We start from the raw sequence: 26,454 nt of genomic DNA, 5'->3' as shown, positions 1-26,454 counted from the left end.
TTAGCGTTGATTGAGATTGCGCCCACCCCGCGATTGATTCTTTCGTAGCCGACTATCCTGAGCTGCACAATAGTGACGGAAGAACGATGTTCATCAAACGGCGTACGTCTACTTGTGCGCCCCTGGTCTCGTCGCTAAGGTTGCGCTGGCGGGACGACTAGAGCCAGGGGGGAGTTGGGTGCGCGAAACCTACGCTCGTGTGCATAAAAGCACGTCACTGGGCGTCTGGGCGGCGTATCGCAGCCGATACTGGTTCTTTTTCCCATTTCACGCGGAGCGTGCGCTCTGCGGCCACAGCGCACGCCGGCCGGAACGCCGTTCCGCCGAGGCAAAGGATTGATCCATGTCGATTCTGTACACGAATGGCGACAACGAGACCGACGGCGGCGCGCTGGAGCTTGACGGCGTCTCGGCCATCACCTCGGCCGACATCGGCGGCACGACCTACGTCTTCGTCGCCGGCGGGCTGGACAACGGGATCAGCGTCTTCTCGCTGGGCTTGAACGGCGCGTTGACCAACACCGCCAACGTCACCGACAGCGGCGCGCTGAACCTGACGGGGGTCAGCGGCCTGACCACCATCATGTCGGACGGCAACACCTACCTGGTGGCCGCCGGCGCGACCGACAACGGGCTCAGCGTCTTCCGGGTCAATGTGGGCGGGACCCTGACGCCGGTCTACGACGTGGCCGATGCTGGCGGGCTGAACCTGGCCGGGGTGTCGCGCGTGACCTCGGCCACGGTGTCGGGCGCCGCCTATGTGTTCGCGGCCGGAACCAACGACGACGGGATCAGCGTCTTCCGCGTGCAGGGCGACGGGACCCTGACCTCGGTCTCCAACCTGGCCGACAACGGGACCTACGAGCTGGACGGCGTCAAGGGCCTGGCCACCGCGGTGATCGGTGGCAGCACCTACCTGTTCGCGGCCGGCGGCCTGGATGACGGGCTCAGCGTCTTCAGCGTGGCGGCCAACGGCGCCCTGACCAACACCGCCAACGTCACCGACAACGGAACCTTGCGGCTGGACGGCGCGTCCGACGTGGCCACCGCGGTGGTCGGCGGCACGACCTATGTCTTCGTCACGGGCGCGAATGACAACGGCGTCAGCGTCTTTTCGGTCAATGCGTCCGGCCAGCTGACCAACACCGCCAATGTCGGCGACAGCGCCAGCCTGCGCCTGGCGGGGGCCACGGGTCTTTCGGTCAACACCTTCGGCACGACCACCTATCTGACGGTGGGCGGGACCGAGAGCGGCGTCTCGCTGTTCCGCGTCAACGCCGGCGGCACCCTGACGGCGATGGACAATATCGACGACGGCGGTTCGCGCGAACTGGCGAGCGGCGGGGGGACCACCGCCGTCCATTCGGCCACGGTCGGCGGAACCAACTATGTGATCGCCGGCGGCTCCGTGGACGACGGCGTCAGCACCCTGGGCCTCAAGCCCACCGGCCAGTTGTGGTACGCCACCGAGGGCGGCGACGCCGACACCCGCATCGTGCGGATCAACAACGACGGCTCCAGCCATACCGTCAATGTCGACAACGGCGGCGCGGGCACGGGCGACGACCACCTGATCAGTTCGTTCACCTCGGACATCGGTCTCGACACCGCGGCGGGCTTCTATTTCGCGATCCTGAGCAGCCAGAACAACGACGTCGCCTATCTCGTGCGCGGCGTCATCGGCAGTTCGGCGACCCCCACCACCGTGGTCGACTTCCCCGACAACATCATCGTCAACACGATCGAAGTCGATCCGATCAACCACAGGATCTATGCCGGCTACCAGGATGGTTCGGGAACGCCGAACGGCGCCATCACCGGCATCCGGGTCTACAGCTACAATCCGCTGAACGGCGCGGTCACCGACCTGGGCTTCCTGACCACGGCCGCCACCGACAACCGCGCGAACGAGAGCGGCTTCTACGTGCTCGACCCGCAGGACTTCGCGCTGGATTCCTCGATCGGGCGGCTGTTCTACACCGAGCGCGTCGACGGCCTGGTCACCGGCATCTACCGCCTGGACCTGGCCAGCCCCAACACCACCACCCAGCTGGTCAGCCAGGCCCAGTTCCCCGACGACCAGAGCGGCGGGATCATCATGGACGTGGAGGTCGATGAGAGCACCAACCTCGTCTACTTCACGACCCACTCGCAGTTCCCGTCGCCGGACGCCGGCTACAACGCCTCTCAGAACGCCATCTGGTACATTGATGAGAGCGCCTCGAGCGGCACCGCAGTCAAGGTGACGCTGGTCGGCATGCCGGGCGGTGGCGTCTTCTATCCCGGTGACATGACGTTCGATCAGAGCACGCGCCAGCTCTACATCGAGAACGAAGAGACCGGCAGTTCCGAGACGGATGACGTGATCTACGTCTTCCAGCTGAACGGCGCCGGCACGACGGCGACCCTGATCAACACGATCACGCCGAACCTGACCGCGTCGGGCGCCAACATCGAGGGCCTGTTCTTCTCGGACCTGCCGGTCCTGAGCGGGCTGAGCGGCACGGCCACGACGATGAACGAGCAGCAGGCGGCCGCGACCACCCTGCTGACCGGCGCGCCGACCATCACCGACACCGACGGCGACCACCTGGCCAGCGCCACGGTGCAGATCACCGGCGGCAAGTTCTCGTCCAACGAGTCGAGCACCACCGACGACCACCTGGGCTACGGCGCGGCCAAGCAGATCTCGGGCCTGGTCAGCGGCACCAACATCACGCTGGCCTGGGACGCGTCGAGCGAGACCCTGACCCTGACGGGCTATGACACCATCGCCAACTACCAGGCGGTGCTGGCGGCGATCACCTACTGGACGACCGGCGACAACCCGACGAACTACGGGCTGAACACCAACCGGACCATCACCTGGACGGTCAGCGACGGCACGCCCGACGTGCCGGGCGGGGCGGTCAACAGCGGCACGACCACGATCAACATCGCGGCGGTCAACGACGCGCCGGTCAACGGCTCGGTCTCCAGCGCCACCGGCAATGAAGACGCCAGCATCGCCGTCACCGGCCTGCAGATCAGCGACGTCGACGCCAACCCGGCCCTGCAGACGGTGTCGGTCACCCTGTCGGTGACCAAGGGCGTGCTGACCCTGCTGACCAATGTCACCAACGGCCTGACCTCCGGTCAGATCACCGGCAATGGCACGGACACGATCACGATCTCCGCGTCGATCAACGCGATCAACGCCACCCTGGCCGCGACCAACGGCCTACTGTTCCTGGGCGACGCCAACGCCAACGGGACCGACACCCTGACGGTGGTCACCGACGACGGCGGCGGCACCGGTTCGGGCGGCGCGCTGTCCGACACCGACAACTACACCATCACCATCGCCGCGGTGAACGACACGCCCGTCGTGCCGGCCAGCGCGACGACGGTGGGCGCCACCGAGCAGACGCCGGCGACCCTGCTGGGCTCGCTGACGGTGTCCGACGTCGACCTGGACGCGCTTAACAGCGGCAACGGCGACTATGCCGGCGCCAGCTTCACCGTCCAGCGCGCCTCGGCCAATGCGGCCGACACCTTCGCCTTCGCCTCGGGCGGGCTGTTTACGGTCAGCGGCGGCAACCTGCAGGTCGGCGGCCTGACCTTCGCCACCTTCACCGTCGTCGGCGGCGTGCTGACGATCAGCTTCACCAGCTCGGCCGCCACGGCGACGACGGCCCTGGTCAACGACGTTCTCGACCACATCACCTACACCAACACCAGCGATGCGCCGCCCGCCTCGGTGTCGCTGAACTACGCCCTGAACGACGGCGCGCCCGGCGGAGGCCAGGGCTCGGGCGCCACCAGCACCGCCGGCGGCTCGGTGACGGTGAACATCACCGCCGTCAACGATGTTCACACCGGGGGAGCGTCGATCACCGGCACGGCGGCCGAGGACCAGGTCCTGACGGCCGTCTCGACCCTGGCGGATCCGGATGGCATCGGCACGCTGCACTATCAGTGGCAGCACGACGTCGGCAGCGGCTTCGTCAATGTCGGGGCCGACCAGGCGACCTACACCCTGGGCGACGGCGATATCGGCGGCACGGTGCGGGTGATCATCAGCTACACCGACGCTGGCGGCACGTTGGAATCGGCGACCAGCGCGGCGACCGCGTCGGTGGCCGCCACCAACGACGCCCCGACCGGCGGCGCCTCGATCACCGGCACGGCGACCGAGGATCAGGTCCTGACGGCCGACACCTCGACCCTGGCCGACTCCGACGGCCTGGGGACCTTGCATTACGACTGGCAGCGCAACACCGGTTCGGGTTTCGTCAGCACGGGCGCGGCCGACCAGGCGACCTACACCCTGGGCGACGCCGACGTCGGCGGCACGGTCCGGGTCGTGGTCAGCTATACCGACGGCCAGGGCTTCGCCAACAGTGTGACCAGCGCCGCCACGGCGTCCATCGCCGGGATCAACGACCCCCATACCGGCGGCGCGTCGATCACCGGTACGGCGGCCGAGAACCAGGTCCTGACCGCGGTCTCGACCCTGGCCGACGCTGACGGGCTGGGGACGCTGCACTATGACTGGCAGCGCGACACCGGGTCGGGCTTCGTCAGCACCGGCGCGGCCGACCAGGCCACCTACACCCTGGGTGGCGCTGACGTGGGCGGCACGGTCCGGGTGGTGATCAGCTACACCGACGGCCAGGGCTTCGCGGAGTCGGCGACCAGCGCCGCGACGGCGACGATCGCCAACGTCAACGACCCGCACACCGGCGGCGTGTCGATCACCGGCACAGCGACCGAGAATCAGGTCCTGACCGCCGTCTCGACCTTGGCCGACCCCGATGGCCTGGGGACGCTGCACTACGACTGGCAGCGCGATACGGGCTCGGGCTATGTCAGCATCGGCGCCGCCGACCAGGCGACCTATACCCTGGGCGACGCCGACGTCGGCGGCACGGTCCGGGTGGTGGTCAGCTATACCGACGGCCAGGGCACGGCCGAGAGCGCGACCAGCGCCGGCACCGCCGCGATCGCCGGCGTCAACGACCCGCATACCGGCGGCGCAGCGATCACCGGCACGGCGACCGAAGACCAGGTGCTGACCGCGGTCTCGACCCTGGCCGACGTCGATGGCCTGGGCACGCTGCACTATGACTGGCAGCGCAACACCGGCTCGGGTTTCGTCAGCACGGGCGCAGCCGACCAGGCGACCTATACGCTGGGCGACGCTGACGTGGGCGGCACGGTCCGGGTGGTGATCAGCTACACCGACGGCCAGGGCTTCGCGGAGTCGGCGACCAGCGCCGCGACGGCGACGATCGCCAACGTCAACGACCCGCACACCGGCGGCGTGTCGGTCACCGGCACAGCGACCGAGAACCAGGTTCTGACCGCCGTCTCGACCTTGGCCGACCTCGATGGCCTGGGGACGCTGCACTACGACTGGCAGCGCGATACAGGCTCGGGCTATGTCAGCATCGGCGCCGCCGACCAGGCGACCTATACCCTGGGCGACGCCGACGTCGGCGGCACGGTGCGGGTGGTGGTCAGCTACACCGACGGCCAGGGCACGGCCGAGAGCGCGACCAGCGCCGGCACCGCCGCGATCGCCGGCGTCAACGATCCGCACACCGGCGGCGCAGCGATCACCGGCACGGCGACCGAAGACCAGGTGCTGACCGCGGTCTCGACCCTGGCCGACGTCGATGGCCTGGGCACGCTGCACTATGACTGGCAGCGCAACACCGGCTCGGGTTTCGTCAGCACGGGCGCAGCCGACCAGGCGACCTATACGCTGGGCGACGCCGACGTGGGCGGCACGGTCCGGGTGGTGATCAGCTACACCGACGGCCAGGGCTTCGCCGAGTCGGCGACCAGCGCTGCGACGGCGACGATCGCCAACGTCAACGACTCCCTGACGGGCGGCGTGTCGATCACGGGCACGGCGGCTGAAGATCAAATCCTGACGGCCGACACCTCGACCCTGGCTGATGCCGACGGGCTGGGAACGCTGCACTACCAGTGGCAGAGCGACAGCGGCAGCGGCTTCGTCAACGTCGGGGCCGACCAGGCGACCTACGCCCTCGGCGACGGCGACATCGGCGCCGTGATCCGGGTGGTGGTCAGCTACACCGATGGCCACGGCACGGCGGAAACGGCGTTTTCCGGTTCTACCGACACGGTTGTGGCGTCCAACGATCCCTACACCGGCGGCGTGACAATCACCGGCGTCGCGACCGAGGACGAAGTCCTGACGGCCGACACGTCGACCTTGGCTGATCCCGACGGCCTGGGCGCGCTGTACTACGAGTGGCAGCGCGACACCGGGTTTGGCTTCGCCAGCGTCGATGGCGCCGACCAGGCGACCTACACCCTGACTGACGCCGATGTCGGCGCCCAGATCCGGGTGGTGGTCTATTACGCCGACGGGCAAGGCTTCTTCGAAACTGTCACCAGCGCGGCCACCACGCCGATCGCCAACATCAATGATCCCCATACCGGCGGCGCGGCGATCACCGGCACGGCGACCGAGAACCAGGTCCTGACCGCCGTCTCGACCATCGTGGATGATGATGGCTGGTCGACGCTGCACTACGACTGGCAGCGCGACTCAGGCTCGGGCTTCGTCAGCATCGGCGCCGCCGACCAGTCGACCTACACCCTGGGTGACGCCGACGTCGGCGCCCAGGTCCGAGTGGTGATCAGCTACACCGACGACCACGGCACGGCGGAATCGTCGACCAGCGCCGCGACCGCGACGGTCGCCAACGTCAACGATCCGCATACCGGCGGCGCAGCGATCACGGGCACGGCGACCGAGAACCAGGTCCTGACCGCCGTCTCGACTCTGGCCGACGCCGACGGGCTGGGAACGCTGCACTACCAGTGGCAGCGCGACAGCGGCAGCGGCTTCGTCAATGTCGGGGCCGACCAGGCGACCTACACCCTGGGCGACGCCGACGTCGGCGGCACGGTGCGGGTGGTGGTCAGCTACACCGACGGCCAGGGCACGGCCGAGAGCGCGACCAGCGCCGGCACCGCCGCGATCGCCGGCGTCAACGACCCGCACACCGGCGGCGCAGCGATCACCGGCACGGCGACCGAAGACCAGGTGCTGACCGCGGTCTCGACCCTGGCCGACGTCGACGGCCTGGGAACGCTGCACTACGACTGGCAGCGCAATACCGGTTCGGGCTTCGTCAGCATCGGCGCGGCCGACCAGGCGACCTACACCCTGGGCGACGCCGACGTCGGCGGAACGGTCCGGGTGGTGGTCAGCTACACCGACGGCCAGGGCTTCGCGGAGTCGGCGACCAGCGCCGCCACGGCGTCGATCGCCAACGTCAACGACCCGCACACCGGCGGCGTGTCGGTCACCGGAACAACGACCGAAAACCAGGTGCTGACGGCGGCCTCGACCCTGGCCGACGCCGACGGGCTGGGCGCGCTGCACTACCAATGGCAGCGCGACAGCGGCTCGGGCTTCGTCAATGTCGGGGCCGACCAGGCGACCTATACGCTGGCGGCCGCCGACATCGGCTCGGTCATCCGGGTGGTGACGTCCTATACGGACGGCCACGGCACGGCCGAGTCCGCCACCAGCGCCGCCACGGCGACGATCCTGCCCGCCAACGGTCCGCACACCGGCGGGGTCAGCATCACCGGCGCGGCGACCGAAGACCAGGTCCTGACCGCCGACACCTCCAGCCTGGCCGATCCAGGCGGGCTGGGCGCGTTCCACTATCAGTGGCAGCGCAGCACGACCTCGTCAGGCTATGTGAATGTCGGGACCGATCAGGCGACCTACACCCTGGGCGACGCCGACGTGGGCGCGCAGATCCGCGTGATCGTCAGCTATACCGACGGCCAGGGCGTGTTCGAGAGCGAGACCAGCGGCCCGACCTCGGCCGTGGCCAATGTCAACGACGCGCCGACCGGGACGGTGACGATCACTGGCGCGGCCACCGAGGACCAGGTGCTGACGGCCGCATCGACCCTGGCGGATGTCGACGGACTGGGCGCGCTGCACTACCAATGGCAGCGCGACAGCGGCTCGGGTTACGTCAATGTCGGAAGCGACCAGGCGACCTACGCGCTGGGCGACGCCGACGTCGGCGGAACGGTCCGGGTGGTGGTCAGCTATACCGACGGCCACGGCACGGCGGAGAGCAAGACCAGCGCCGTCACCGCGGCGGTCGCCAATGTCAACGACGCGCCCACCGCCGCCAACGACGCCGGCTCCGTAGCCCAGCGCCTGACGCTGACGGGCTCGGTCCGCACCAACGACGCCGATATCGACAACGCCGCCGCGACCTTGACGGTGACCAATGTCGCCTACAACGCCACCCACGTGGACCAGGCCGTCGTCTCGGGCGGCACGGTGGTGAACGGCGCCTATGGCAAGCTGACGATCAATCCGGACGGCACGTACAGCTACGTGGCCGACCACGAGGGACTGATTGTCGGCCAGGTAGTGACCGACACCTTCGACTATACGATCAAGGATCCGTCGGGGGCGTCGGCGACGGCTCAGCTGACGGTGACCGTCGCCGGCTCGGCCACCGGCGACGCCAACGCCAACATCCTGATCAGCGACGGCTCGGCCCACACCCTGACGGGCAAGGGCGGCGCCGACACCCTGACGGGCGGCGGCGGGGCGGACGTCTTCGCCTATCAGGCGATCGGCGACAGCACGGTCGCGGCCTTCGACACGATCACCGACTTCACCCACGGCTCGGACACCCTGGGGCTGACGCCGCTGATCACCGGCACGACCAAACTGACCCTGAGCACGGACGGGACGGACAAGATCCTGTCCATCGATCTGGACGGGGACGGCGTGGCCGAGGGCCAGATCAAGTCGCTGGGCCAAGGGCTGGAAGTCACCGACATCGTCACGGGCGTAGCCAATTTCGGCTTCACGATCACCGGCTCGTCCGGCGGCGACACCCTGACCGGCGGTTCGGGGGCCGACATCATCAGCGGCGCGGACGGCGCGGACTCGATCCGCGGCGGCGGCGGCGGCGACACCCTGACCGGCGGGGCGGGCGTCGACACCTTCCTCTACGGCGCGGGGGACTCGACCTCCGCCCACTGGGACACGATCACCGACTTCGCCACCGGCCAGGACAAGCTGGACATCTCGGCGGTCGACGCGGGCACGGTGTCGATCGCCCGCTTCGGCTCCAGCACCTTCGTCTATTACGGTTCGGGCGCGAGCGCCGGCGTCGTCGAGGTCAGCGGCGACATCAAGTTCACCGACCTGATCGTCAGCGGCGCGGTTCACGGCTACACGCTGTACGCCGGCAGCGGCGTCGAGACCCTGACAGGCAGCGCGGGCCCGGACGTCCTGGTCGGCGGTTCGGGCAGCACCACCCTGAACGGCGGCGGCGGAGCCGACATCCTCTATGGCGGAACCGGGAACGACACCTTCCAGTACACGGCGATCTCGCAGTCCAACTTCGCCGGCTACGACGTGATCTTCGGGTTCGACTCAGGACACGACAAGGTCGACATCTCGGCGATCGACGGCGGCAAGATCACCATCGCCCGCTACGAGGGCACGACCTTCATCTATTCGGCGCCCGACGGTGGCGGGAACAGCCAGGCGGTGGTCGCGGTTTCGGGCACGTCGCTGAAGGCCACCGATCTGGTCACCAGCGGCGGAGCCAGCCAGGCCTTCGTCCTGGTGGGCGACGGCGCCAGCCATAGTGTCGCCGACACCCTGACCGGGGCCGCGGGCAACGACATCCTCTACGGCCTGGACGGAAACGACATCCTGACCGGCGCCGGCGGGGCCGATTTCCTGCTTGGCGGCGCCGGGGCGGACACCTTCGTCTACACCTCGGCCGGCGAAAGCTCGCCCTTCGCCACCGACCTGATCTTCGACTTCAGCACCGCCCAGGGCGACAAGCTGGACCTGACCGGTATCGACGCCAATTCCGGCACAGCCGCCAACGACGCCTTCTCGGTCGTGACCGCCTTCTCCGGCGCGGCGGGGCAGGTGACCATCGCCGCGCCCGACAGCTCGGGCTACTACCATGTGTCGGGCGACGTGAACGGTGACGGGGTAGCCGATTTCGTGATCGCCCTGAACGTCACCGGCACGCTCACCTCGGCCGACATCCTGCTGTAGGAGGTTCGTTCACCCCGCCATCACGGCGATCATCCCCGCCGTCCTCGCCCGAACCTCGGGCGAGGCCAGGCAACTGGTGACGGCCTCGAAGCCGGGCGCGCCGGGATAGGGGGCCACGCGGATCGGCGGGGCGTGGTTGGCGGGGCAGTAGAGGATCGCCTCACCGGTCCCGACGGCGGGCAGGTCGAGGATCGCGCTGGAGCGGGTCAGCAGGAACACCGGTCGCGCGTCGGGACCCCGGCGGCGCAGCCAGGCGACCAGCGCCGTCTGGGTGGACGCGTCCAGGCCGTGCTCGGGCATGTCGATGACCAGGGCTCCGGCCGGTTCAGCCTCCAGAGCGGCCAGCAGGACCAGCAGGTCGTTCGACGCCGTCGCGCCGTCCTCGACCAGCCAGGCCAGGGTTCCGTCCACGCGCGCGGCCAGATCCGGATCGGCCTCGCGCCGCGCCCGGACCGCCGCGCCTTCGCCGGCCATCCGGTCCAGGCCCAGGAAGGTCGCGTCGGGCAGGGTCTCGGCCAGGCGCAGGGCCAGCCGCGTCTTGCCGCTGCCCAATGGACCGGTGATGTAGGTCAGGGGCGGGATGTCGCTCAGCGCGAACGGCTCGCCGCCCCACGGCCAGGGCAGGTCGAAGGCGACACTGGGACGGGCGGCTGGCGTCATGAGCCGCGCCAGGTCCTCCGCGTCGGGCGTCCGACCCCGCGCCAGGCCGGCGCGCAGCTCGCGGACCTTTTCGACGGTTGCGGCCAGTTGCCGGCCCTGCTGCTCCAGCGTCGCCTGGTGGGCGGCCAGCGCCGGCTCCAGGGCCTGGGCGTCGCCGTCCAGCACCTGGGCGATGCGGGCGAGGCTCAGGCCCAGGGCGCGCAAGGCCACGATCTGGCCGGCCCGGGCCATCTCGTCCGGCCCGTAGGCTCGCCAGCCGGCCGCGGTGCGCCGGGGCGCGACCAGGCCGCACTGCTCGTATAGCCGCAGAGCCTTGGCCGAGACGCCCAGTCGTCGGGCGGCTTCGGACGCGTTCAGGAAACGGACGGAGGAAGGCACGGAATCACCTCGCTGGCTGACCGCCGATCTTATCGGGGCGGACCCAGGGGCCAGGTCAATGGGCGCATCGTTCGAATCTCGTGCTATCGGTCCGACAAATAGAGGAGCGAACGCACCGATGGGCTTTGCGACACCACGCCTGGCGCTGATCGTCCTGGCCGCGTTGTGCCTGGCCCCCGCCTTGGCCGCCGCCGGTTCGCGCACGACGATCCCGATGACGACCTGGACCTTCGCCAAGGGCGACTCCCGGACGGCCCAGACCCCCGCCTTCGACGACCGCGCCTGGGAGACGGTGAGGCTGCCCCACACCTACAACGCCGCCGACGGGGCCGACGGCGGCGGCTATTACCGCGGGCCGGCCTGGTATCGCACCCATCTGGTCGCGCCGGCGCGCAAGGCCGGACGCCGGGCGTTCCTGGAGTTCGACGGCGCGGCGCTGGTCTCGGAGGTCTGGGTCAACGGCCGCCCGGCGGGACGCCACGCCGGGGGTTATGCGGGCTTCCGCTTCGACGTCAGCGACCTGATCGTCCCCGGCGCCAACCTGGTGGCGGTGCGGGTCGACAACGCCAGCCACAAGGACGTCGCGCCCCTGGGCGGCGACTTCACGGTGTTCGGCGGCCTGTACCGGCCGGCACGGCTGGTGGTGACCGACGCGGTGCACGTGGACATGCTCGACCATGGCGGCCCCGGGGTCTACGCCACGCCGTCCGCCGTGAGCGCCGACGGCGCCGACCTGTCCGTACTGGTCCGGGTGCGCAACGACCGGGCCGCGGCCGCCCAGGTGGCCGTGCGCTCGCGCCTTCTGGACGCGGCGGGCAAGACGGTGGCGACGCTATCTGGCTCCGTCGAGGTCGCGCCGGGCGCCGTTACGCCGGTGACCCTGGCGACCCGCATCGCAGCCCCGCGCCTGTGGCAGGGCCGGGCCGACCCCTACCTGTACCGGCTGGTGACCTCGGTGGGCGACGACACGGTGACGGTTCCCGTCGGCTTCCGCGCGATCGCCGTCGACCCCGCGCGCGGCTTCCTGCTGAACGGCCAGCCCTACGGCGTGCACGGCGTGAACCTGTTCCATTCCGGACGGCCGGCCAAGGGCTTGGCTGTCGACGACGCCGAGATCGACGCGGACTTCGCCATCCTGCGCGACCTGGGCGCGACGGGCCTGCGCTTCGTGCATTTCCAGCATCCGCGCCGCGCCTACGAGAACGCCGACCGCGACGGTTTCCTGGTATGGACCGAGATTCCGCTCAACAGCGTCGCCGACGATGGTCCCGCCTTCGCCGAGAACGTCGCCGAGCAGCTGCGCGAGCTGATCCGGCAGAACTACAACCACCCCTCGGTGGCGACCTGGGGCCTGGCCAACGAACTCTACCGGTCCGACGCGGCCACCGCCAGGCTGCTGTCGGGGCTACAGGCGGTGGCCAGGGCCGAGGATCCGTCGCGTCCGACGGTGCTGGCCGACTGCTGCAAGTCCGAAACCGATCCCCAGGCCCTGCATACCGACCTGATCGGCCAGAACCGCTATTTCGGCTGGTACGACGGCAAGCCCGAGGACATCGGTCCCTGGGTGGAAGCGGTCCACGCCAAGAGCCCCGACCGGCCGCTGGCCATAAGCGAGTACGGCGCCGGGGCCAGCGTGCTGCAGCAGGAAGACCCACCGCGCCGCCCGGTCGCCAACAGCAAGTGGCACCCCGAGCAGTACCAGGCCCTGTTCCACGAGACCTACTGGCGGGTCCTGCGCGACAAGCCCTGGCTGTGGGGAACCTTCGTCTGGGTCGGCTTCGACCTGGCGTCCGACGGCCGCAACGAGGGCGACCATCCGGGGATCAACGACAAGGGCCTGGTCACTTACGACCGCAAGGTCCGCAAGGACGCCTATTACTGGTACCGCGCCAATTGGACGACGGCGCCGATGGCTTACATCGCCAGCCGCCGGGCGATGGTGCGGAACACCTCGTCGGTGACCGTGAAGGTCTACGCCAACGTCCCCACCGTTTCGCTGACGCTCAACGGGCGGGAGCTGGGCGCGGCGCCGGTCGTCGACCACGTGGCCACCTGGCCGGTGACCCTGGCGCCGGGCGTAAACCGCATCGCGGTCGAAGGCGGCGGGGCGCGGGACGTGGTGACGTGGACCTACGCGCCGGAACCCATACGATAGGCGCGGGCGCGCCTAGAGCAAATCGCGCGATATAGGATTCGCACGATTTGCTCTGGGTTTTTGTTTTCGCATCGCTTTTGCGGAAAACCGGCATCCACTTTTCCGTGCGATGCTTTAGTCGAACACCACGGTCTTGGCGCCGGCGATCAGCACCCGGTGCTCCACGTGCCAGGTCACGGCGCGGGCCAGCACGGTGCATTCGACGTCGCGGCCCAGGGTGACCAGGTCATCAGGCGTGTGGCTGTGGTCCACGCGGTGGACGCCTTGCTCGATGATCGGGCCCTCGTCCAGGTCGGTGGTCACGTAGTGGGCTGTGGCCCCGATGATCTTCACGCCGCGGTCGTGGGCCTGGTGGTAGGGCTTGGCGCCCTTGAAGCTGGGCAGGAACGAGTGGTGGATGTTGATGCACTTGCCCGACAGCCGCGCGCACAGGGCCGGCGACAGGATCTGCATGTAGCGGGCCAGCACCACCAGGTCGACGTCCAGGTCGTCGACCAGCCTGAGGAAAGCTTCCTCCTGCTCGGCCTTGTTGGCCTTGCTGGTCGGCAGGTAAAAATAGGGCAGGCCGCTCCATTCGGTGAACGAGCGCATGTCCTCGTGATTGGACATCACCCCGACGATCTCGACCGGCAGCAGGCCGGCGCGCCAGCGGTGCAGCAGGTCGAACAGGCAGTGGCCGAACCTGGAGACGGCGATCAGCACCTTGGGCTTGGCGTTCGCATCGTGCAGGGCCCAGATCATGCCAAAGCGCTTGGCGATCAGCTCGAAGCCCCGCCGCAGGTCATCGATGCTCGGCATGTCGCCGTCGGGCCGGAACACCGTGCGCATGTAGAACTGGTCGGCCAGGCCGTCGTTGAAATGGCTGCTCTCGACGATCGAGGCGTCGTTGTCGGCCAGGAAGCCGGATACGGCGGCGACCACGCCCTTACGGTCAGGGCATTGCAGGATCAGGATGTAGCGTTCGGCGGGAGTCTTGGCGTCCATGGCAGGCGTCGTAGTCGACCTGGGCCGCACGGCCAAGCCGCATTGTTCTGACAAGGCTTTTACAAAACGACGCGCCCATGAAAAACGGGTCGCGATCGCCGACACGATCGCGACCCGTGCTCCGGGCCGGTCGAAGGGGACAGGACCGGCCGGAAACCCTAGAACTTCACCGCCAGCGAGACGCTGTAGTTGCGGTCGGGCTGGGTGTAGGCGTCCTTGACGGCCGAGTTGTCGGCCAAGCCGCGCGCGTCGCTCCACCAGGCATAGGTCTGGCCGGTCAGGTTGAAGACGCCGCCGCGCAGGGTGACGCTGTCGGTGATGTTCCAGTAGGCGGTCAGGTCCAGCACCGTGAACGCCTTGGGCATCCAGCAATAGTCCGGGCCGGTCTGGGTCTGGGGCGCGCCGTTGACGACGACGGTGGTGGTGCAACTGACGCCCGAGCGGCCGGCCGATTGCCTGGCCGCGTGCACGGCGTTGAGCGCGCCGCCGAACCGGCCGGCCGGGTCGCGATAGGATAGGCCCGCCACCAGCTTGACCGGGTCGATCGAGGCCAGCGGAACCTTGACGCCGTTGTTCTCCGAATTGCCCCGGGCGTAGGACGCCGCGCCTTGCAGGGTGAAGCCGCCGCCCAGCTCGGTGGCGAACCGGGCCTCGGCGCCGGTGATCTCGGCCTTGGACTGGTTGACGTACTGATAGACGGCCGGGTCGGCGGCGGTGAACGTCCCGCGCACCTGAACCTGCTCGATGAAGTCGTCGTACTGGCCGGTGAAGCCCGTGACGCTGGCGTTCCAGGTCGGGCGGTTCAGGCGCACGCCCAGCTCGAACGTCTCGCTGGTCTCGGGCTTCAGGTCGGGATTGGAGATCGACCTGTAGTTCGAGACCAGGTTGGCGAAGCCGTTATTGACTTGGGACGGGGAGGGGGCCTTGAAGCCGGCGGCGGCGTTGGCGAACACCGTCACCAGGTCGGTGGCCTTCCACACCACGCTCAGCTTGGGCGAGACGTGGCTTTCGCTCTGACTGGCCGGGATGTTGGCGGTGAACAGGGCGTCCCGCTTGGGCTCCAGCTTGTAATAGTCGAAGCGGACGGCTGGGTAGAGGGTGACCGGCCCGATCCCGATCTCGTCCTGAACATAGGCGCCGGCCAGGGTGTAGTCGGTGGTCGGGAAAGCCCGGGTCGGGAAGGTCTCGCCGGCGGGCGGTACCGTGCCGTCCCGCACGCCTTCCTGGCGGGTGATCGAGGCGTCGCCGCCCCAGACGACCTTGTGGCTGAGGCCGCCGATCGTCGTCTCGCTGTGCAGTTCCAGCGCCGCGCCGAACACTTGGTTGTCGAAAGTGGCGTCGCGGGTGCGGTCGGCGGCGGTGTTGCGATCCTCGGCCGAATACTGCCGGGTGGTGCTGTCCTGGTAATAGAGGGTGGTCGCAGCCGACTGGACCAGGCCCTGGCCGCCGGTGAAGCGATGGTCGAGGCTGACGCGGTCGCGCCGGATCTTGTCCCAGGCGGTCAGGCCCAGAACGCTGGTCGCGGCCAGGGGCGGCTTGGCGATGGCGCTCAGCACCGTCCAGTCGGTGTCGCGGTCCAGGTGGTCGTAGGTCAGGCGGAAACGGTTCTGGTCGTTCAGGGTGTAAACCACCCGCGCCAGCACGGCGTTGGAGCGGTTGTCCTCGGGATTGGCGGTGGTGCGGTCGGTGTTGGCCGCGTCGTTGGTCCCGGCGGTCTTCTGGCCCTCGCCGTCGCGGCGGGTGTAGGCGATCATGGCTTCCCAGGCCCCGGCCTGGCCGGCGGCGGTCAGGCTCTCGGTCCAGCTCTCGTCGGCCGAGGCGTAGCCCACGCGACCGCGCAGGCCGAAGGCCTTGCCGCCCTTCAGCAGGTCGGACGGATCCTTGGTGAAATAGTTGACCGAGCCGGCCAGGCCGTCGCTGCCATAGAGCGCCGAGGCCGGGCCGCGCACGATCTCGACCGACTTCAGGGTGTCCAGGTCGACATAGTCGCCGCGCCCCATGTTCTGGGCGCCGAAGGCGTAGCCGTCGGGCACGCGCACGCCGTCGACCAGGATCAGCACGCGGTTGCCTTCCAGCCCGCGGATGTTGAAGCCGGCGTTGCCGTCGCGGCCCGTCGAGGCGCCGGCGGCGGTGAAGCGGGCGGGGGCGCTGCGCACCGAGACGCCGGGCTCGAAGCGCACCAGATCCTTGATGTCCTTGACCAGGCCGTCCTCGATGTCCTGGTCGGAGATGACGCTGGCCGTCACCGGGGCGTCCTGCAGCTTGGTCTCTGAACGGGTGGCCGTGACCGTCACCTTGTCCAGCTCGACCGCATCGGCCGCCGTGTCCGCCGCCAAGGCGGCCTTGGCGCAGAGCAGGGCGGTGGCCGAGACGGCGGCGAAGCTGGCGAGCTTGAGGCGAGACATCGAGGACCCCCGGGTCTGATATATGCGAACCATTCGCATCTGTTGGCGGAGGACCTACGGGCCTCGGATCGCTCGGTCAAGCTAAATGCAATTGATTCTCAGAATCATTCCTATTAGAGCCAAAGGCGACGCTTCATCGGGATCCGGAGACTTCCAGCCATGCGCCGCTCGCTTTCGTTCGCAGCCCTCCTGGCCGGGGTCGCCTTTACCGGCCTCGTGGCCGGCGCGGCCCAGGCTCACTCGCCCTACCTGCTGCCCAGCGCCTTCGACGTCACCGATCGCAAGCTGGTGACGGTGCAGGGCTCGTTCACCGAAAGCTTCTTCAGCCCCGAGGTGGTGATGAAGTCCGACGCCTGGGCGGTGGTCGGGCCGGACGGCGCGCGCAAACCGTTGACCGCCACCAACCTGCGCGAACTGGCCCTGGTCGAGGTCGCGACCGAACAGCCCGGCACCTACCGGATCACCACCGGCCAGCGCACTGGCCGCACCGCCAAGGCCGTGCTGGTCAAGGGCGAGTGGGTGTTCCTGGAGGATCCGGCCAAGGCTCCGGCCGGGACCACGCCGGTCGACATGCAGAGCCTGACGATGGCCGACGTCTATGTGACGCGCAGCGCGCCCAGCACGGCGGCCCTGGCCCCGATCGGCAAAGGCCTGGAGTTCGTGGCCGTCACCCATCCCAGCAGCATCTTCACTGGCCAGGACGCCCAGTTCACGGTGCTGTTCGACGGCGAGCCGGTGAAGGGCCAGGCAGTCACCCTGCACGCCGGCGACGACCGCTACGCCGACACCAAGGCCCCGCCGGTCACCCTGGTCAGCGACGACCAGGGCCGGTTCACGGTCAGGGTCGCGCGCTCGGGCGTCTACCAGATCCAGGCCCGCTATCGCGTCGCCCCGACCTCGGCCGATCCGGTCGGCCGCTCCTACACCTACGCCCTGACCTTCGAATCCCTACGCTGAGAAAGACCCGTCCGATGAACCGCAAGATCGTCCTCCTGGCCGCCGCCGCGCTCGCCACCAGTATCCTGGGCGTCGCCGCCCCGGCCTTCGCGGCCTCCCACGCCCGCGACACCTTCATCAAGGAGCAGGACCTGAACGGCGACGGCTCGGTCAGCAAGGAGGAGTTCAAGGCCGGCCGCGAGAAGCAGTTCGCCGGCATCGACGCCAATCATGACGGCGCCCTGTCGCACGACGAATATGTCGGCGAGTTCACCGCCCGCCTGACCAAGCGCCTGGCCGCCTCCACCGACACGCCCGAGAAGAGGGAAGAGGAGCGTATGCGTCAGCTGCGCCAGGCCGAGGTGCGCTTCGGCGTGCTCGACACCGACAAGAGCGGCGGCATCACCCCGGCCGAGTTCGAGTATTCGGGCTGGCGGATGTTCGTCACCCACGACACCAACAAGGACGGGGCCGTCTCGGCGGCCGATCCGGTGGCGGAAGAGACGAACTGAGGTCTAAAGCAGGGACAGGCGCATGCGCCTGTCCCCATCAGGGCCGAAAATTAGGCAGCTAAATGGTTGCCTTTTTCCGTCAGGGGAGTCATGAATTCGCAACCAGGAGGTTGCCATCATGACCGACCGCATCGAAAAGACCATCGACCTGAACGCGCCGATCGAGCGCGTGTGGCGCGCCGTCAGCGATCATCGCGAGTTCGGCGACTGGTTCCGCGTCAAGCTGGAGGCGCCGTTCGCCGTCGGCCAGGAAGCGCGCGGCCAGATCACCCATCCGGGCTACGAGCACGTGACCTGGAAGGCTCGGGTGACGGCCATCGAGCCGCCGCGGCGCCTGGCCTTCACCTGGCATCCCTACGGCGTCGATCCCGACGTCGACTATGACCAGGAGGAGCCGACCCTCGTTGAGTTCCTGCTGGCGCCGAACGGGGACGGCACGCGGCTGACCGTCGTCGAGTCCGGCTTTGACAAGGTGCCCGCCCATCGTCGCGAGGAAGCCTTCCGGATGAACGACGGAGGGTGGACCCAGCAGGTCCAGAACATCAAGGCCCATGTTGAATCCTAGCCTTCGGGATCCCGCGCCGATCTTCGCGGCCCTAGGCGATCGCACCCGCCTGGCGCTGCTGGACAAGCTGGGCGACGGCCAGGCGCGGTCGATCGCGGCGCTGTCCAGCGACACCGCCCTGACCCGCCAGGCGATCACCAAGCACCTGCACGTGCTGCAGGACGCGGGGCTGGTGGCCTCCTTGCGCGTCGGCCGCGAAAGCCGCTTCGCCGCGCGGCGCGAGGCGCTGGATGAGGCCCGAGCCTATCTGGACGGCGTGTCGCGCCAGTGGGACGATACGCTGGGACGGCTCAAGGCGTTCGTCGAGGATGGGCCGACCGGCTAGCGCCCCGTGGTGGTTCCTTCTCTCCGCTCATCCCGGCGGACGCCGGGACCCAAGCGGTCTGTCAGAACCGGTCCGAGCGGAAGGGACGGTTCATGGCCTCTCGGGCGATCCAGCTTGGGTCCCGACCTTCGTCGGGATGAGCGGAGGAAAAAGCGCTCGAAGCCGCGGCCCTCGCCCCGCCTACATCGCGTCGCGCGAGACCAGCAGCAGGATCGACAGGTCCTTCTCCGGCCGCCAGTTGGTGCGGCGCATCTCGAACTGGGTGGGGCTGATCTTCTTGACGCCCGAGCCGCAGAAGCTGACCAGGTTCTTGGGCGAGCCCTTGTCGACCACCAGGCGGAAGTCGCCGATCGGCTTCTTCCAGTTGCCGCCGGTGACCAGGACGTAGTCGATCCAGTGGTCGACCCAGGGCGCGTTGCCGTTCTCGTCGGCCTTGGCGGCCCGGACGACGGTGTCGGTCAGGGCCTTGTCGACGCAGTACTTGTCCTTGATATCGGCGCCGTACTCCGTGCCGACATTGGTCGCCACCGTGGCCCCGACCGACGGCGTGTAGGCGTGCTCGACGACGATCGGCCGGTCGGCCGGGAAGGTCTGCAGCCAGTGATAGGTGGTCTTCAGCACCCAGACGCCGCCCTGGTCGGGGTCGTAGAGCCCCAGCCTGACCGCCTCGTCGCGCTTGGCCTTGGGCAGGGCGCGCAGGGCCTCGTCGACGCCGCCCAGGTGGACGGCCAGCGGGATGTGGTTGGCGACCAGCCAGGCGGTGCGGTCTTCGCCGTCGGTCGCGATGGCCTTCTGCTCGACCTGCGCCTTCACCGGCCGGCCGTCGACCTTGGTCGAGAAGCCCAGGACGTTGGCCGGGGCGTCCTCGATCGGGATCGACACGTCGCCTTGAAAGAAATCCGGCCCGCCGATGTCGGGCATCGGGAAGGCCACGCGGACAGTGACGTCCTTGCCGCTGGTGTTGGCGAACACGTAGCGCACCCGCACGGCCTGCTGGGAGATGTAGAGGTCCTCCGAGCGCATCTCGATGCTGTCGCTCCTGGTCAGCACCAGGCCGCCCGCCGCCAGCTCCGCCGAGGTGTCGTTGGCCCGGGCGGGCGATGACGCGCCGGCGAGGCAGGCGAGCAGGGCGGCGAGGCGAAGCGCTTTGAAGGTCATGCGCCGAGCCATAGCACCGGCCCGGGGCGCGGCGACAGTCCGGACCGGCGCCGGGCGTCAGTCCTGGACCGCCAGCACCCGGACGCCGCGCGCCCGGCCCTCAGGGTCGGTCCAGTGGAAGGCCTCGCCGGCGGTCAGACCGATCAGGGCCGCCCCTACCGGGCTGAGCACCGAGATGCGGCCCTCGTCGATGCTGGCGTCGCGCGGCAGGCTGACGTGGACGATGCGGGTCTGGTCGCTGGACAGGTCGCGGTAGGCGACGCGCGAGCCGATGCGAACGAAGGGATGCGGCGCTTCGCCGGGCTCGACGATCACGGCGCGGGCCATTTCGCCGGCCAGCACGCGGCCGCCCGGCGCGCGGCCGGCGGCCGCGTCGGCCAGGTTGGAGAGAATCTCGAAGTCGGTCTCGGTCACATAGACCGCGGGCAAGGCTTCGGGGGAATGATGTTGAATGTTCATGATGCTTTTCTGGATGTGTCTGGAGCCGTTGGCCGGCACCTCAGCGCAGGCTGGTGGAGGCTCGGGAGGGCGCGCGCCTCAGGGCGGCGCCCGGGAAGACCAGAAGCTTCGGGAAAACCCTATCGCCGGTCCGGATCGCAGGTGACGTCAAGCCAGTGCGGGCTGCTTTACGGCCGGTTCGGAGGCGAGGGCGGGATTTTCCGGTTCGCTCCAGGACTTGGCGCTGCGCGCGAGCCTGGAGATCAGAAGCCTGTGGTCAGGCGTCCGGCGCGATCTGTTCGCGGCCGGTGAAGGTCAGATGGGGACGTCGCGTCCCGATGTCAAATTTAAAGGGGAGCGGTGGCGGTGAGAGAGGGATTCGAACCCTCGATAGAGTTTCCCCTATACACGCGTTCCAGGCGTGCGCCTTCAACCACTCGGCCACCTCACCATGCGCACCAGATGCGGAAGGCGGTTGAGACCCCCGACGCAGGAAGGGGCGCAATATACTCAGGACGATTGCGGGGGCAAGCGGCCATGCGAGGTGAAACGCGATCGCGAACGCCTTAGGATCGAGGCCTCCGTTTCGATCCCGGGATTTCGCCATGGCCTCCGCCTCCAAGACCCTCGACATGCCGACCGTCGACACCGCCCTGCCAGGACGCGCCGCGGCGATCCCGACCGCCCGGACCCACTTCGTCAACGGCCATGCGCTGAAAGGGCCCTATCCCGACGGCATGGAAGTCGCGGTGCTGGCCATGGGCTGTTTCTGGGGCGTGGAGCGGGTGTTCTGGAAGATCCCGGGCGTGCACGTGACCGCCGCCGGCTATGCGGCCGGGATCACGCCGAACCCGACCTATGAGGAGGTCTGCACCGGCCGCACGGGTCACGCCGAGGTGGTGCAGGTGGTGTTCGACCCGCGCGTCGTCACCTACGAAACCCTGCTCAAGACCTTCTGGGAGAATCACGACCCGACCCAGGGCATGCGCCAGGGCGGCGATATCGGCACGCAATACCGCTCGGGGATCTATGTGACCTCCGACGCCCAGGCCGCTGCGGCGGTGGCCTCCAAGGAGGCCTACCAGCAGGCCCTGAACGCCCAGGGGCTGGGGACGATCACCACCGAAATCGGCGCGGCCGGGCCGTTCTACTTCGCTGAGGACTATCACCAGCAGTACCTGGCCAAGAACCCCGACGGCTATTGCGGTATCGGTGGCACGGGTGTCGCCTGCCCGATCGGGACCGGGGTGGAGGCATGACCTTAATTCCGCTCATCCCGGCGAATGCCGGGACCCAGATGGAATGGCGCTGAGGCGAGTTCCACGAGCGCTGAGTTCTTCCAATCATCCCCACAGCCATTGGATCTGGGTCCCGGCACTCGCCGGGATGAGCGGGTTAGTGGCTGTGTTTTCAGGATTGTATCATGACCCCCGAAGCCTTCCATGCCGCGGCCCTGGCCCTGCCGGGCGCGACGATGACGATCCAGTGGGGCGACGACCACGTCTATAAGGTGGGCGGCAAGATGTTCGCCGTGCTGGGCGGGGCGGTGGGGGCGGGCGGCTTCTCGTTCAAGGCCTCGGACGTGGCGTTCGAGGTGCTCAGCGAGACGGGGAGGGCCATGCCCGCGCCCTATCTGGCCCGCGCCAAGTGGCTGCATATCGCCGACCTGGCCGCTCAGGATGACGATGAGGTCGCCGACTGGCTGAAGACGGCGCACGGCCTGATCGCCGCCAAGCTGACCCGCAAGGCGCGAGCGGAGATCGGGCTCTAATCCAGGTCGCGAGGCTGCGGTCCGGCGCGCGGCGGCTTGGGTTTGCTCGCGTGCCTGCGCTCCAGGTGCGGGCCCACCACCACGGGGTGGCGCTCCAGAATCTGGCGCAGCTTGCGCACGGCGGCCGAGGCGGGGCTGCGGCGCTGGCGCCAGAGCAGCAGGGCCATCGCGCCGCCGGTCGCCACGGCGAAGGCGACGGGGCCCAGCAGCCAGGCCGCCGCCGCGAGGGCGAAATAATAGCCGCGCACCCCGGCGTTGAAGGCCGACAGGGCGGGGTTGAGGATCGCGCCTGTCGCCTCGGCATATTCGTCCAGCACTGGGCGCGGCGACCACATCGGCGTCGCGCCGATGGCGGCCAGGCAGTAGTTCATCTGGCGGATCGCCCAGATGAAGTCGAGTAGGCCGCGCGCCAGGGCGATCAGCACCACGCCCAGCTTGATCTGGAACACCAGGGTCGAGGCGGGGGCCAGCACGGCCAGGCCCTCGATGCTCTTGAGCGCGCTGTCGCCGCCGAACAGCACCCCGGCCGCCGCGGCGATCAGGATCAGGTTGCTCGACGCGAAGAACGAGGCCGAGTTGATCGCGTGGCCCAGCAGCTGGCCGTCCAGCAGGGCGATCTCCCGCACCGCCATTTCGGCCATCCACCGGCGGCGGATCACCGTCATGTCGGTGTTGATGACGTTCCGCTCCCGGCCCAGCCGCTTGAGCATCGGCTCGTAGAACAGCCAGCAGAACAGGAAGAACGCCAGGACCAGCAGGTCGATGAGCGGCAAGGCCAGGAACTGCTTGGACAGGGCATGGGAAAGCGAAGCATGCATGGGGCGAACTTAGGTCCGGAACGGGAGTCGGGGAAAGGGCGGCGTCAGTCTTCGAGGATCAGGCTGGTCTTGCCCGTGTCCCGAAGCAGCAGCGCCACGACCAGGCCCACGGCCATGATCGCCGACACATAGAGGTAGAAGCCGCTTTCCTGGCCCTGATGCTTGAACCACAGGGCGACATATTCGGCGGTGCCGCCGAATGCGGCGTTGCCGATGGCGTAGGGCAGGGCCACGCCCAGGGCGCGGACATGGGCCGGGAACAGCTCGGCCTTCACCACCGCGCTGATGGCGGTGTAGCCCGACTGCACGAACAGGGCGGCGAAGATCAGGCCGAAGGCGACGGCCGGGCTGGTCGCCTTGGCGGTCAGGCTGAACACCGGCCAGGCGATCAGGGCGCCCACGCCGAACGCGAAGACCAGCATGGTCTTGCGGCCGACCTTGTCCGACGCCCAGCCAAACAGCGGCTGGATCAGCATGAAGCCCGCCAGGGTGGCCAGGTTGATCGCGCCGGCCGTCGCCTTGTCGAACCCCGCCGTGTTGACCAGGAACTTCAGCATGTAGGTGGTGTAGGCGTAGAAGGCCAAGGAGCCGGCGGCGGTCAGGCCGATGATCGCCAGGGTCTGCCGGGGGTGGCGCGAGACCAGGGGCGCGGCCAGGGCGACATAGGTGGCGACCAGCAGCGCCACCGCGCCGTACTGCGCCGTCGCGGCGAACGGCGCCTCGGTGAAGCCGATGATCATGGCGGCGACCGTCGCCAGCAGCAGGCCGCAGACCCAGGCCACCTGTCGGCGGCTGACCGGGTCGCGGGCGCCGGCGTTCTGGTGCGAGGCGCTTTCCTCGATGCCTGTGCGGATCCAGAACACCACCACGGCCAGCGCCGCGCCGACCAGGAACGGAACGCGCCAGCCCCATTCGGCCAGATCCGCCTTGCTCAGGCTGTTTTGCAGGATCACCAGCACCAGGGCGGCGACCAACTGGCCCATGATCAGGGTGACGTACTGGAAGCTTGACCAGAAGCCGCGCCGCTTCCGTCCGGCCATCTCGCTCATATAGGTGGCGCTGGCCCCGTACTCGCCGCCGACCGACAGGCCCTGCAGCAGGCGGGCCAGCAGCAGGATCACCGGCGCGGCGTCGCCGATCTTGGCGTGGCCGGGGCACAGGGCGATGGTCAGCGAGCCCAAGCACATCAGGCCCACCGCCAGGGTCAGGCCGGCCTTGCGGCCCTTGCGGTCGGCATAGAGTCCCATCAGCCAGGCCCCGACGGGGCGCGCTCCGAAGCCGACGGCGAAGATGGCGGCGGTCTGCATCAGCTGGGCGGTCTGGTCGCCCTTGGGGAAGAAGACCTTGGCGAAATAGATCGAGAAGGCCGCATAGGCGAACCAGTCGTACCACTCGACCAGGTTGCCGGCCGATCCGCCGAGGATGGCCCGGGTTCGGCGCCAGGCGCTCAAGGGCGCGACCGTCTCTGGCGACGTCGCCCCAACGGTGTCGGTCATGTCGTCCCCCCTGTGTCGTTGGGGAGGGACCTTAGGCGAACATGGGCCGCCGGGGAAAGGGCGCCCGCACGGTCGAGGACACGCGGGCGGGCCTTCCCCCGTGCGCTAGATTCTGCCGATCAGGACCAGGATGATGATGATGATCAGGATCAGGCCCAGGCCGCCGGAGGGGTAATAGCCCCACGACCGGCTGTGACCCCAGGTCGGCAGGGCGCCGATCAGGGCCAGGATCAGGATGATGATGAGGATCGTGCCGAGCATGTCCGTCTCCGTTGCATCCGAGCGCCCCGCGCGTCGGGGGCAGGCGGAGGGAATGCAAGAAGTTCGGCAGAGGTTCCGAAACGCCGCCCAGCCGGCCTTAGCCGCCCGGGCAGTCTTCGGCCTTGCGCAGGCCCACGGCCCACAGGGCGCCGATCACCGCGCCCTTGACGCGGGGCAGCAGCAGCAGGGTCAGGGCGGCCAGCGGCAGCACGGTCAGCGGCACCACCAGGGCCGGCGACATCTTCCAGATGAACGGGAACAGCAGCAGCGGGGCGACGACCAGGTGGCCGATGATCAGGATCGTGAAATAGGCCGGGCCGTCGTCGGCCGGATAGCGGGCCAGGTCGTGGCCGCAGACCTCGCAGTCGAGGTCCACCTTCAGGTAACGCGTGTACAGCCGGCCCTCGCCGCAGTTGGGACAGCGGTGGCGGACGCCGCGCTTCATGCCGGTCAGCATGCTGACCGGAGGCGGGCAGGAGGAGGTCTGCTCGTTCATGGGCGTGGATATGACTCCGCCGCGTGGTCAGGAAAAGGGGGCGCACGGTCGCATGCGCCATTTTGAATCAGATTTCGTTGAGATGAACGGCCGTTGGATGAAGAATTCGCTCGAAAGGCGAGCAATACAAATATCGTTACCGAAGGCTGGTTAACCACACCTATTACGGCGTTCTGTGGGTAAGTCGCCACGCGCCCTGGAAAAACCCGACGCAGGCGAAGCTGCACCGCGCGACAGCTTAACTATATCGCGGTTCGCGGACTCCGGTTGTCCGAAGTCCGCAACCCTCGATCCTGCGACTATTTGGCGTCCTTGGCGGTGTTGGTCACGGCGCGGCCGGCGGCCGACACGTCTTGACCGACGCCGGCGACGGTGTTGCAGGCCGAAACCATCAGGGCGGCGGCCACGGTGGCGAGGATCACGATCTTGCGCATGGGGGGAGGTCTCTGAAGTTGGAGAAACAGCGTCGGACCTTAACCTTGGCCCGGGGACGCGTTCAAGCGCGTCACCACGGCGAAGTCATGGCGCCGGCCGCCGAGATCAGCCTTCGCCGTCGGCGCCCGAACCTGTCGAACGCATCGGGCCTTCGACCACGCCGAAGTCGCGCGAGCGCATCTTGCCGTCGGCCAGTTGGACGCCCTCGGCCTCCAGGCCGCGCTTGAGCAGCTCGCGCACGGCGGCGGCGCGGCTGGGCATGCGGCGCGCGAAGCGCCAGTCGTCCAATGCGGCGAGTTCTTCCTGCGTGAGCATGATCTGCAGGCGTTCGGGTCGGGTCAGGTCGTTCATCAGGTCTCGGCCCCCGGCGAGGGGCGGCTCTCCTTCTTGTCCGGTGGAGCTAACGCACGAGCGTCGCCATCGGGTTCCAGGGACACGCAAAGGCCGTACTTGGCCCCAAATGCGCCACTTACTCATTTTGCGCGACAGGCGGCATGCGCTGAGCATACTCCAAGTGATTAAAGGGCATTATATAGGTTAGTTGTCCGTCGAGTTTCCGACATGAGATAAT

General features: G+C 68.6%; 19 protein-coding genes and 1 tRNA gene. 8 read left to right on the top strand and 12 right to left on the bottom strand.

What is annotated here, in order from left to right; all coding sequences use genetic code 11:
- Positions 1 to 343: 343 nt before the first annotated feature.
- The gene (locus EV278_RS07260) at positions 344 to 10,090 is read left to right on the top strand and encodes a M10 family metallopeptidase C-terminal domain-containing protein (RefSeq protein ID WP_132088706.1); all 9,747 of its coding nucleotides are present in this window, start codon (positions 344 to 346) and stop codon (positions 10,088 to 10,090) included.
- Between the two features lie 9 nt (positions 10,091 to 10,099).
- Here EV278_RS07260 and EV278_RS24610 read toward each other — a convergent pair whose 3' ends face one another.
- The gene (locus tag EV278_RS24610) at positions 10,100 to 11,128 is read right to left on the bottom strand and encodes a MerR family transcriptional regulator (RefSeq protein ID WP_132088703.1); all 1,029 of its coding nucleotides are present in this window, start codon (positions 11,126 to 11,128) and stop codon (positions 10,100 to 10,102) included.
- Positions 11,129 to 11,246: 118 nt separating this feature from the next.
- Between EV278_RS24610 and EV278_RS07250 the strand changes: the two genes are divergently transcribed.
- On the top strand, positions 11,247 to 13,283 hold the full coding sequence (locus EV278_RS07250; protein WP_132088700.1) for a glycoside hydrolase family 2 TIM barrel-domain containing protein: 2,037 nt from the start codon (positions 11,247 to 11,249) through the stop codon (positions 13,281 to 13,283).
- Positions 13,284 to 13,397: 114 nt separating this feature from the next.
- Here EV278_RS07250 and purU read toward each other — a convergent pair whose 3' ends face one another.
- Positions 13,398 to 14,267 (bottom strand): formyltetrahydrofolate deformylase, encoded by an 870-nt coding sequence (gene purU, locus EV278_RS07245; RefSeq protein ID WP_132088697.1) that lies wholly within the window; start codon positions 14,265 to 14,267, stop codon positions 13,398 to 13,400.
- 158 nt (positions 14,268 to 14,425) lie between these two features.
- Positions 14,426 to 16,672, bottom strand: coding sequence for a TonB-dependent hemoglobin/transferrin/lactoferrin family receptor (locus tag EV278_RS07240; protein WP_132088694.1), 2,247 nt, complete (start codon positions 16,670 to 16,672; stop codon positions 14,426 to 14,428).
- A 159-nt stretch (positions 16,673 to 16,831) separates the two neighbouring features.
- Between EV278_RS07240 and EV278_RS07235 the strand changes: the two genes are divergently transcribed.
- The 4 genes from EV278_RS07235 (at position 16,832) to EV278_RS07220 (ending at position 19,010) form a co-directional block, all read left to right on the top strand.
- Complete coding sequence (locus tag EV278_RS07235; RefSeq protein WP_132088690.1) at positions 16,832 to 17,629, top strand: DUF4198 domain-containing protein; 798 nt, start codon at positions 16,832 to 16,834, stop codon at positions 17,627 to 17,629.
- A gap of 14 nt (positions 17,630 to 17,643) precedes the next feature.
- Entirely contained in the window at positions 17,644 to 18,120 is a 477-nt protein-coding gene (locus EV278_RS07230) for an EF-hand domain-containing protein (protein WP_132088686.1), read from the top strand.
- Positions 18,121 to 18,238: 118 nt separating this feature from the next.
- On the top strand, positions 18,239 to 18,685 hold the full coding sequence (locus EV278_RS07225; protein ID WP_132088683.1) for an SRPBCC family protein: 447 nt from the start codon (positions 18,239 to 18,241) through the stop codon (positions 18,683 to 18,685).
- Positions 18,672 to 19,010 carry a helix-turn-helix transcriptional regulator gene (locus tag EV278_RS07220; RefSeq protein WP_132088680.1) on the top strand — a complete coding sequence of 113 codons (339 nt, stop codon included), beginning with the start codon at positions 18,672 to 18,674 and terminating at the stop codon, positions 19,008 to 19,010. The genes EV278_RS07225 and EV278_RS07220 overlap by 14 nt, the downstream gene beginning before the upstream one ends.
- A 180-nt stretch (positions 19,011 to 19,190) precedes the next feature.
- Here the strand turns inward: EV278_RS07220 and EV278_RS07215 are convergent, their stop codons facing one another.
- The 3 genes from EV278_RS07215 to EV278_RS07205 form a co-directional block, all read right to left on the bottom strand.
- Positions 19,191 to 20,168 carry a DUF4424 domain-containing protein gene (locus EV278_RS07215; RefSeq protein WP_165916546.1) on the bottom strand — a complete coding sequence of 326 codons (978 nt, stop codon included), beginning with the start codon at positions 20,166 to 20,168 and terminating at the stop codon, positions 19,191 to 19,193.
- 57 nt (positions 20,169 to 20,225) lie between these two features.
- Complete coding sequence (locus EV278_RS07210; protein WP_132088674.1) at positions 20,226 to 20,627, bottom strand: GreA/GreB family elongation factor; 402 nt, start codon at positions 20,625 to 20,627, stop codon at positions 20,226 to 20,228.
- Positions 20,628 to 20,967: 340 nt separating this feature from the next.
- Positions 20,968 to 21,057 (bottom strand) — tRNA-Ser (locus EV278_RS07205).
- Positions 21,058 to 21,211: 154 nt separating this feature from the next.
- Here EV278_RS07205 and msrA point away from each other — a divergent pair.
- Both msrA and EV278_RS07195 read left to right on the top strand, forming a co-directional pair.
- Positions 21,212 to 21,865 carry a peptide-methionine (S)-S-oxide reductase MsrA gene (msrA, locus tag EV278_RS07200; protein WP_132088671.1) on the top strand — a complete coding sequence of 218 codons (654 nt, stop codon included), beginning with the start codon at positions 21,212 to 21,214 and terminating at the stop codon, positions 21,863 to 21,865.
- Between the two features lie 164 nt (positions 21,866 to 22,029).
- Positions 22,030 to 22,377: an MmcQ/YjbR family DNA-binding protein gene (locus EV278_RS07195; protein WP_132088668.1), complete on the top strand. Its 348-nt coding sequence runs from the start codon at positions 22,030 to 22,032 to the stop codon at positions 22,375 to 22,377.
- On the opposite strand, the gene EV278_RS07190 is transcribed toward EV278_RS07195, so the two are convergent.
- The 6 genes from EV278_RS07190 to EV278_RS07165 all read right to left on the bottom strand — a co-directional run bounded on the left by EV278_RS07190 (position 22,374) and on the right by EV278_RS07165 (position 26,234).
- Positions 22,374 to 23,150: a DUF599 family protein gene (locus EV278_RS07190; protein WP_132088776.1), complete on the bottom strand. Its 777-nt coding sequence runs from the start codon at positions 23,148 to 23,150 to the stop codon at positions 22,374 to 22,376. The two genes, EV278_RS07195 and EV278_RS07190, sit on opposite strands and share 4 nt — an antisense overlap.
- Positions 23,151 to 23,239: 89 nt before the next feature.
- The gene (locus tag EV278_RS07185) at positions 23,240 to 24,691 is read right to left on the bottom strand and encodes an MFS transporter (protein ID WP_132088666.1); all 1,452 of its coding nucleotides are present in this window, start codon (positions 24,689 to 24,691) and stop codon (positions 23,240 to 23,242) included.
- 105 nt (positions 24,692 to 24,796) lie between these two features.
- The gene (locus tag EV278_RS07180) at positions 24,797 to 24,952 is read right to left on the bottom strand and encodes a DUF3309 family protein (RefSeq protein ID WP_132088663.1); all 156 of its coding nucleotides are present in this window, start codon (positions 24,950 to 24,952) and stop codon (positions 24,797 to 24,799) included.
- A 97-nt stretch (positions 24,953 to 25,049) separates the two neighbouring features.
- Positions 25,050 to 25,448, bottom strand: coding sequence for a DUF983 domain-containing protein (locus EV278_RS07175; RefSeq protein ID WP_019848445.1), 399 nt, complete (start codon positions 25,446 to 25,448; stop codon positions 25,050 to 25,052).
- A 299-nt stretch (positions 25,449 to 25,747) separates the two neighbouring features.
- Positions 25,748 to 25,882 (bottom strand): entericidin A/B family lipoprotein, encoded by a 135-nt coding sequence (locus tag EV278_RS07170; RefSeq protein ID WP_018061959.1) that lies wholly within the window; start codon positions 25,880 to 25,882, stop codon positions 25,748 to 25,750.
- A gap of 106 nt (positions 25,883 to 25,988) precedes the next feature.
- The gene (locus tag EV278_RS07165) at positions 25,989 to 26,234 is read right to left on the bottom strand and encodes a hypothetical protein (protein ID WP_132088660.1); all 246 of its coding nucleotides are present in this window, start codon (positions 26,232 to 26,234) and stop codon (positions 25,989 to 25,991) included.
- Positions 26,235 to 26,454 lie beyond the last annotated feature (220 nt).

It is taken from the genome of Caulobacter sp. BK020, assembly GCF_004342605.1.
Classification (GTDB): Bacteria; Pseudomonadota; Alphaproteobacteria; order Caulobacterales; family Caulobacteraceae; genus Caulobacter.
The sequence above is the reverse complement of the archived record's forward strand: the minus strand, read 5'-3'. Positions and strand labels throughout refer to the sequence as shown.

Coding starts and splice junctions, on each gene's coding strand:
- EV278_RS07210 (WP_132088674.1), bottom strand. CDS start 20,627: ATGAACATTCAACATCATTCCCCCGAAGCCTTGCCCGCGGTCTATGTG.
- EV278_RS07250 (WP_132088700.1), top strand. CDS start 11,247: ATGGGCTTTGCGACACCACGCCTGGCGCTGATCGTCCTGGCCGCGTTG.
- EV278_RS07215 (WP_165916546.1), bottom strand. CDS start 20,168: ATGACCTTCAAAGCGCTTCGCCTCGCCGCCCTGCTCGCCTGCCTCGCC.
- EV278_RS07175 (WP_019848445.1), bottom strand. CDS start 25,448: ATGAACGAGCAGACCTCCTCCTGCCCGCCTCCGGTCAGCATGCTGACC.
- EV278_RS07185 (WP_132088666.1), bottom strand. CDS start 24,691: ATGACCGACACCGTTGGGGCGACGTCGCCAGAGACGGTCGCGCCCTTG.
- EV278_RS07235 (WP_132088690.1), top strand. CDS start 16,832: ATGCGCCGCTCGCTTTCGTTCGCAGCCCTCCTGGCCGGGGTCGCCTTT.
- EV278_RS07240 (WP_132088694.1), bottom strand. CDS start 16,672: ATGTCTCGCCTCAAGCTCGCCAGCTTCGCCGCCGTCTCGGCCACCGCC.
- purU (WP_132088697.1), bottom strand. CDS start 14,267: ATGGACGCCAAGACTCCCGCCGAACGCTACATCCTGATCCTGCAATGC.
- EV278_RS07170 (WP_018061959.1), bottom strand. CDS start 25,882: ATGCGCAAGATCGTGATCCTCGCCACCGTGGCCGCCGCCCTGATGGTT.
- EV278_RS07260 (WP_132088706.1), top strand. CDS start 344: ATGTCGATTCTGTACACGAATGGCGACAACGAGACCGACGGCGGCGCG.
- EV278_RS07220 (WP_132088680.1), top strand. CDS start 18,672: ATGTTGAATCCTAGCCTTCGGGATCCCGCGCCGATCTTCGCGGCCCTA.
- EV278_RS07165 (WP_132088660.1), bottom strand. CDS start 26,234: ATGAACGACCTGACCCGACCCGAACGCCTGCAGATCATGCTCACGCAG.
- EV278_RS07225 (WP_132088683.1), top strand. CDS start 18,239: ATGACCGACCGCATCGAAAAGACCATCGACCTGAACGCGCCGATCGAG.
- msrA (WP_132088671.1), top strand. CDS start 21,212: ATGGCCTCCGCCTCCAAGACCCTCGACATGCCGACCGTCGACACCGCC.
- EV278_RS07230 (WP_132088686.1), top strand. CDS start 17,644: ATGAACCGCAAGATCGTCCTCCTGGCCGCCGCCGCGCTCGCCACCAGT.
- EV278_RS07180 (WP_132088663.1), bottom strand. CDS start 24,952: ATGCTCGGCACGATCCTCATCATCATCCTGATCCTGGCCCTGATCGGC.
- EV278_RS07195 (WP_132088668.1), top strand. CDS start 22,030: ATGACCCCCGAAGCCTTCCATGCCGCGGCCCTGGCCCTGCCGGGCGCG.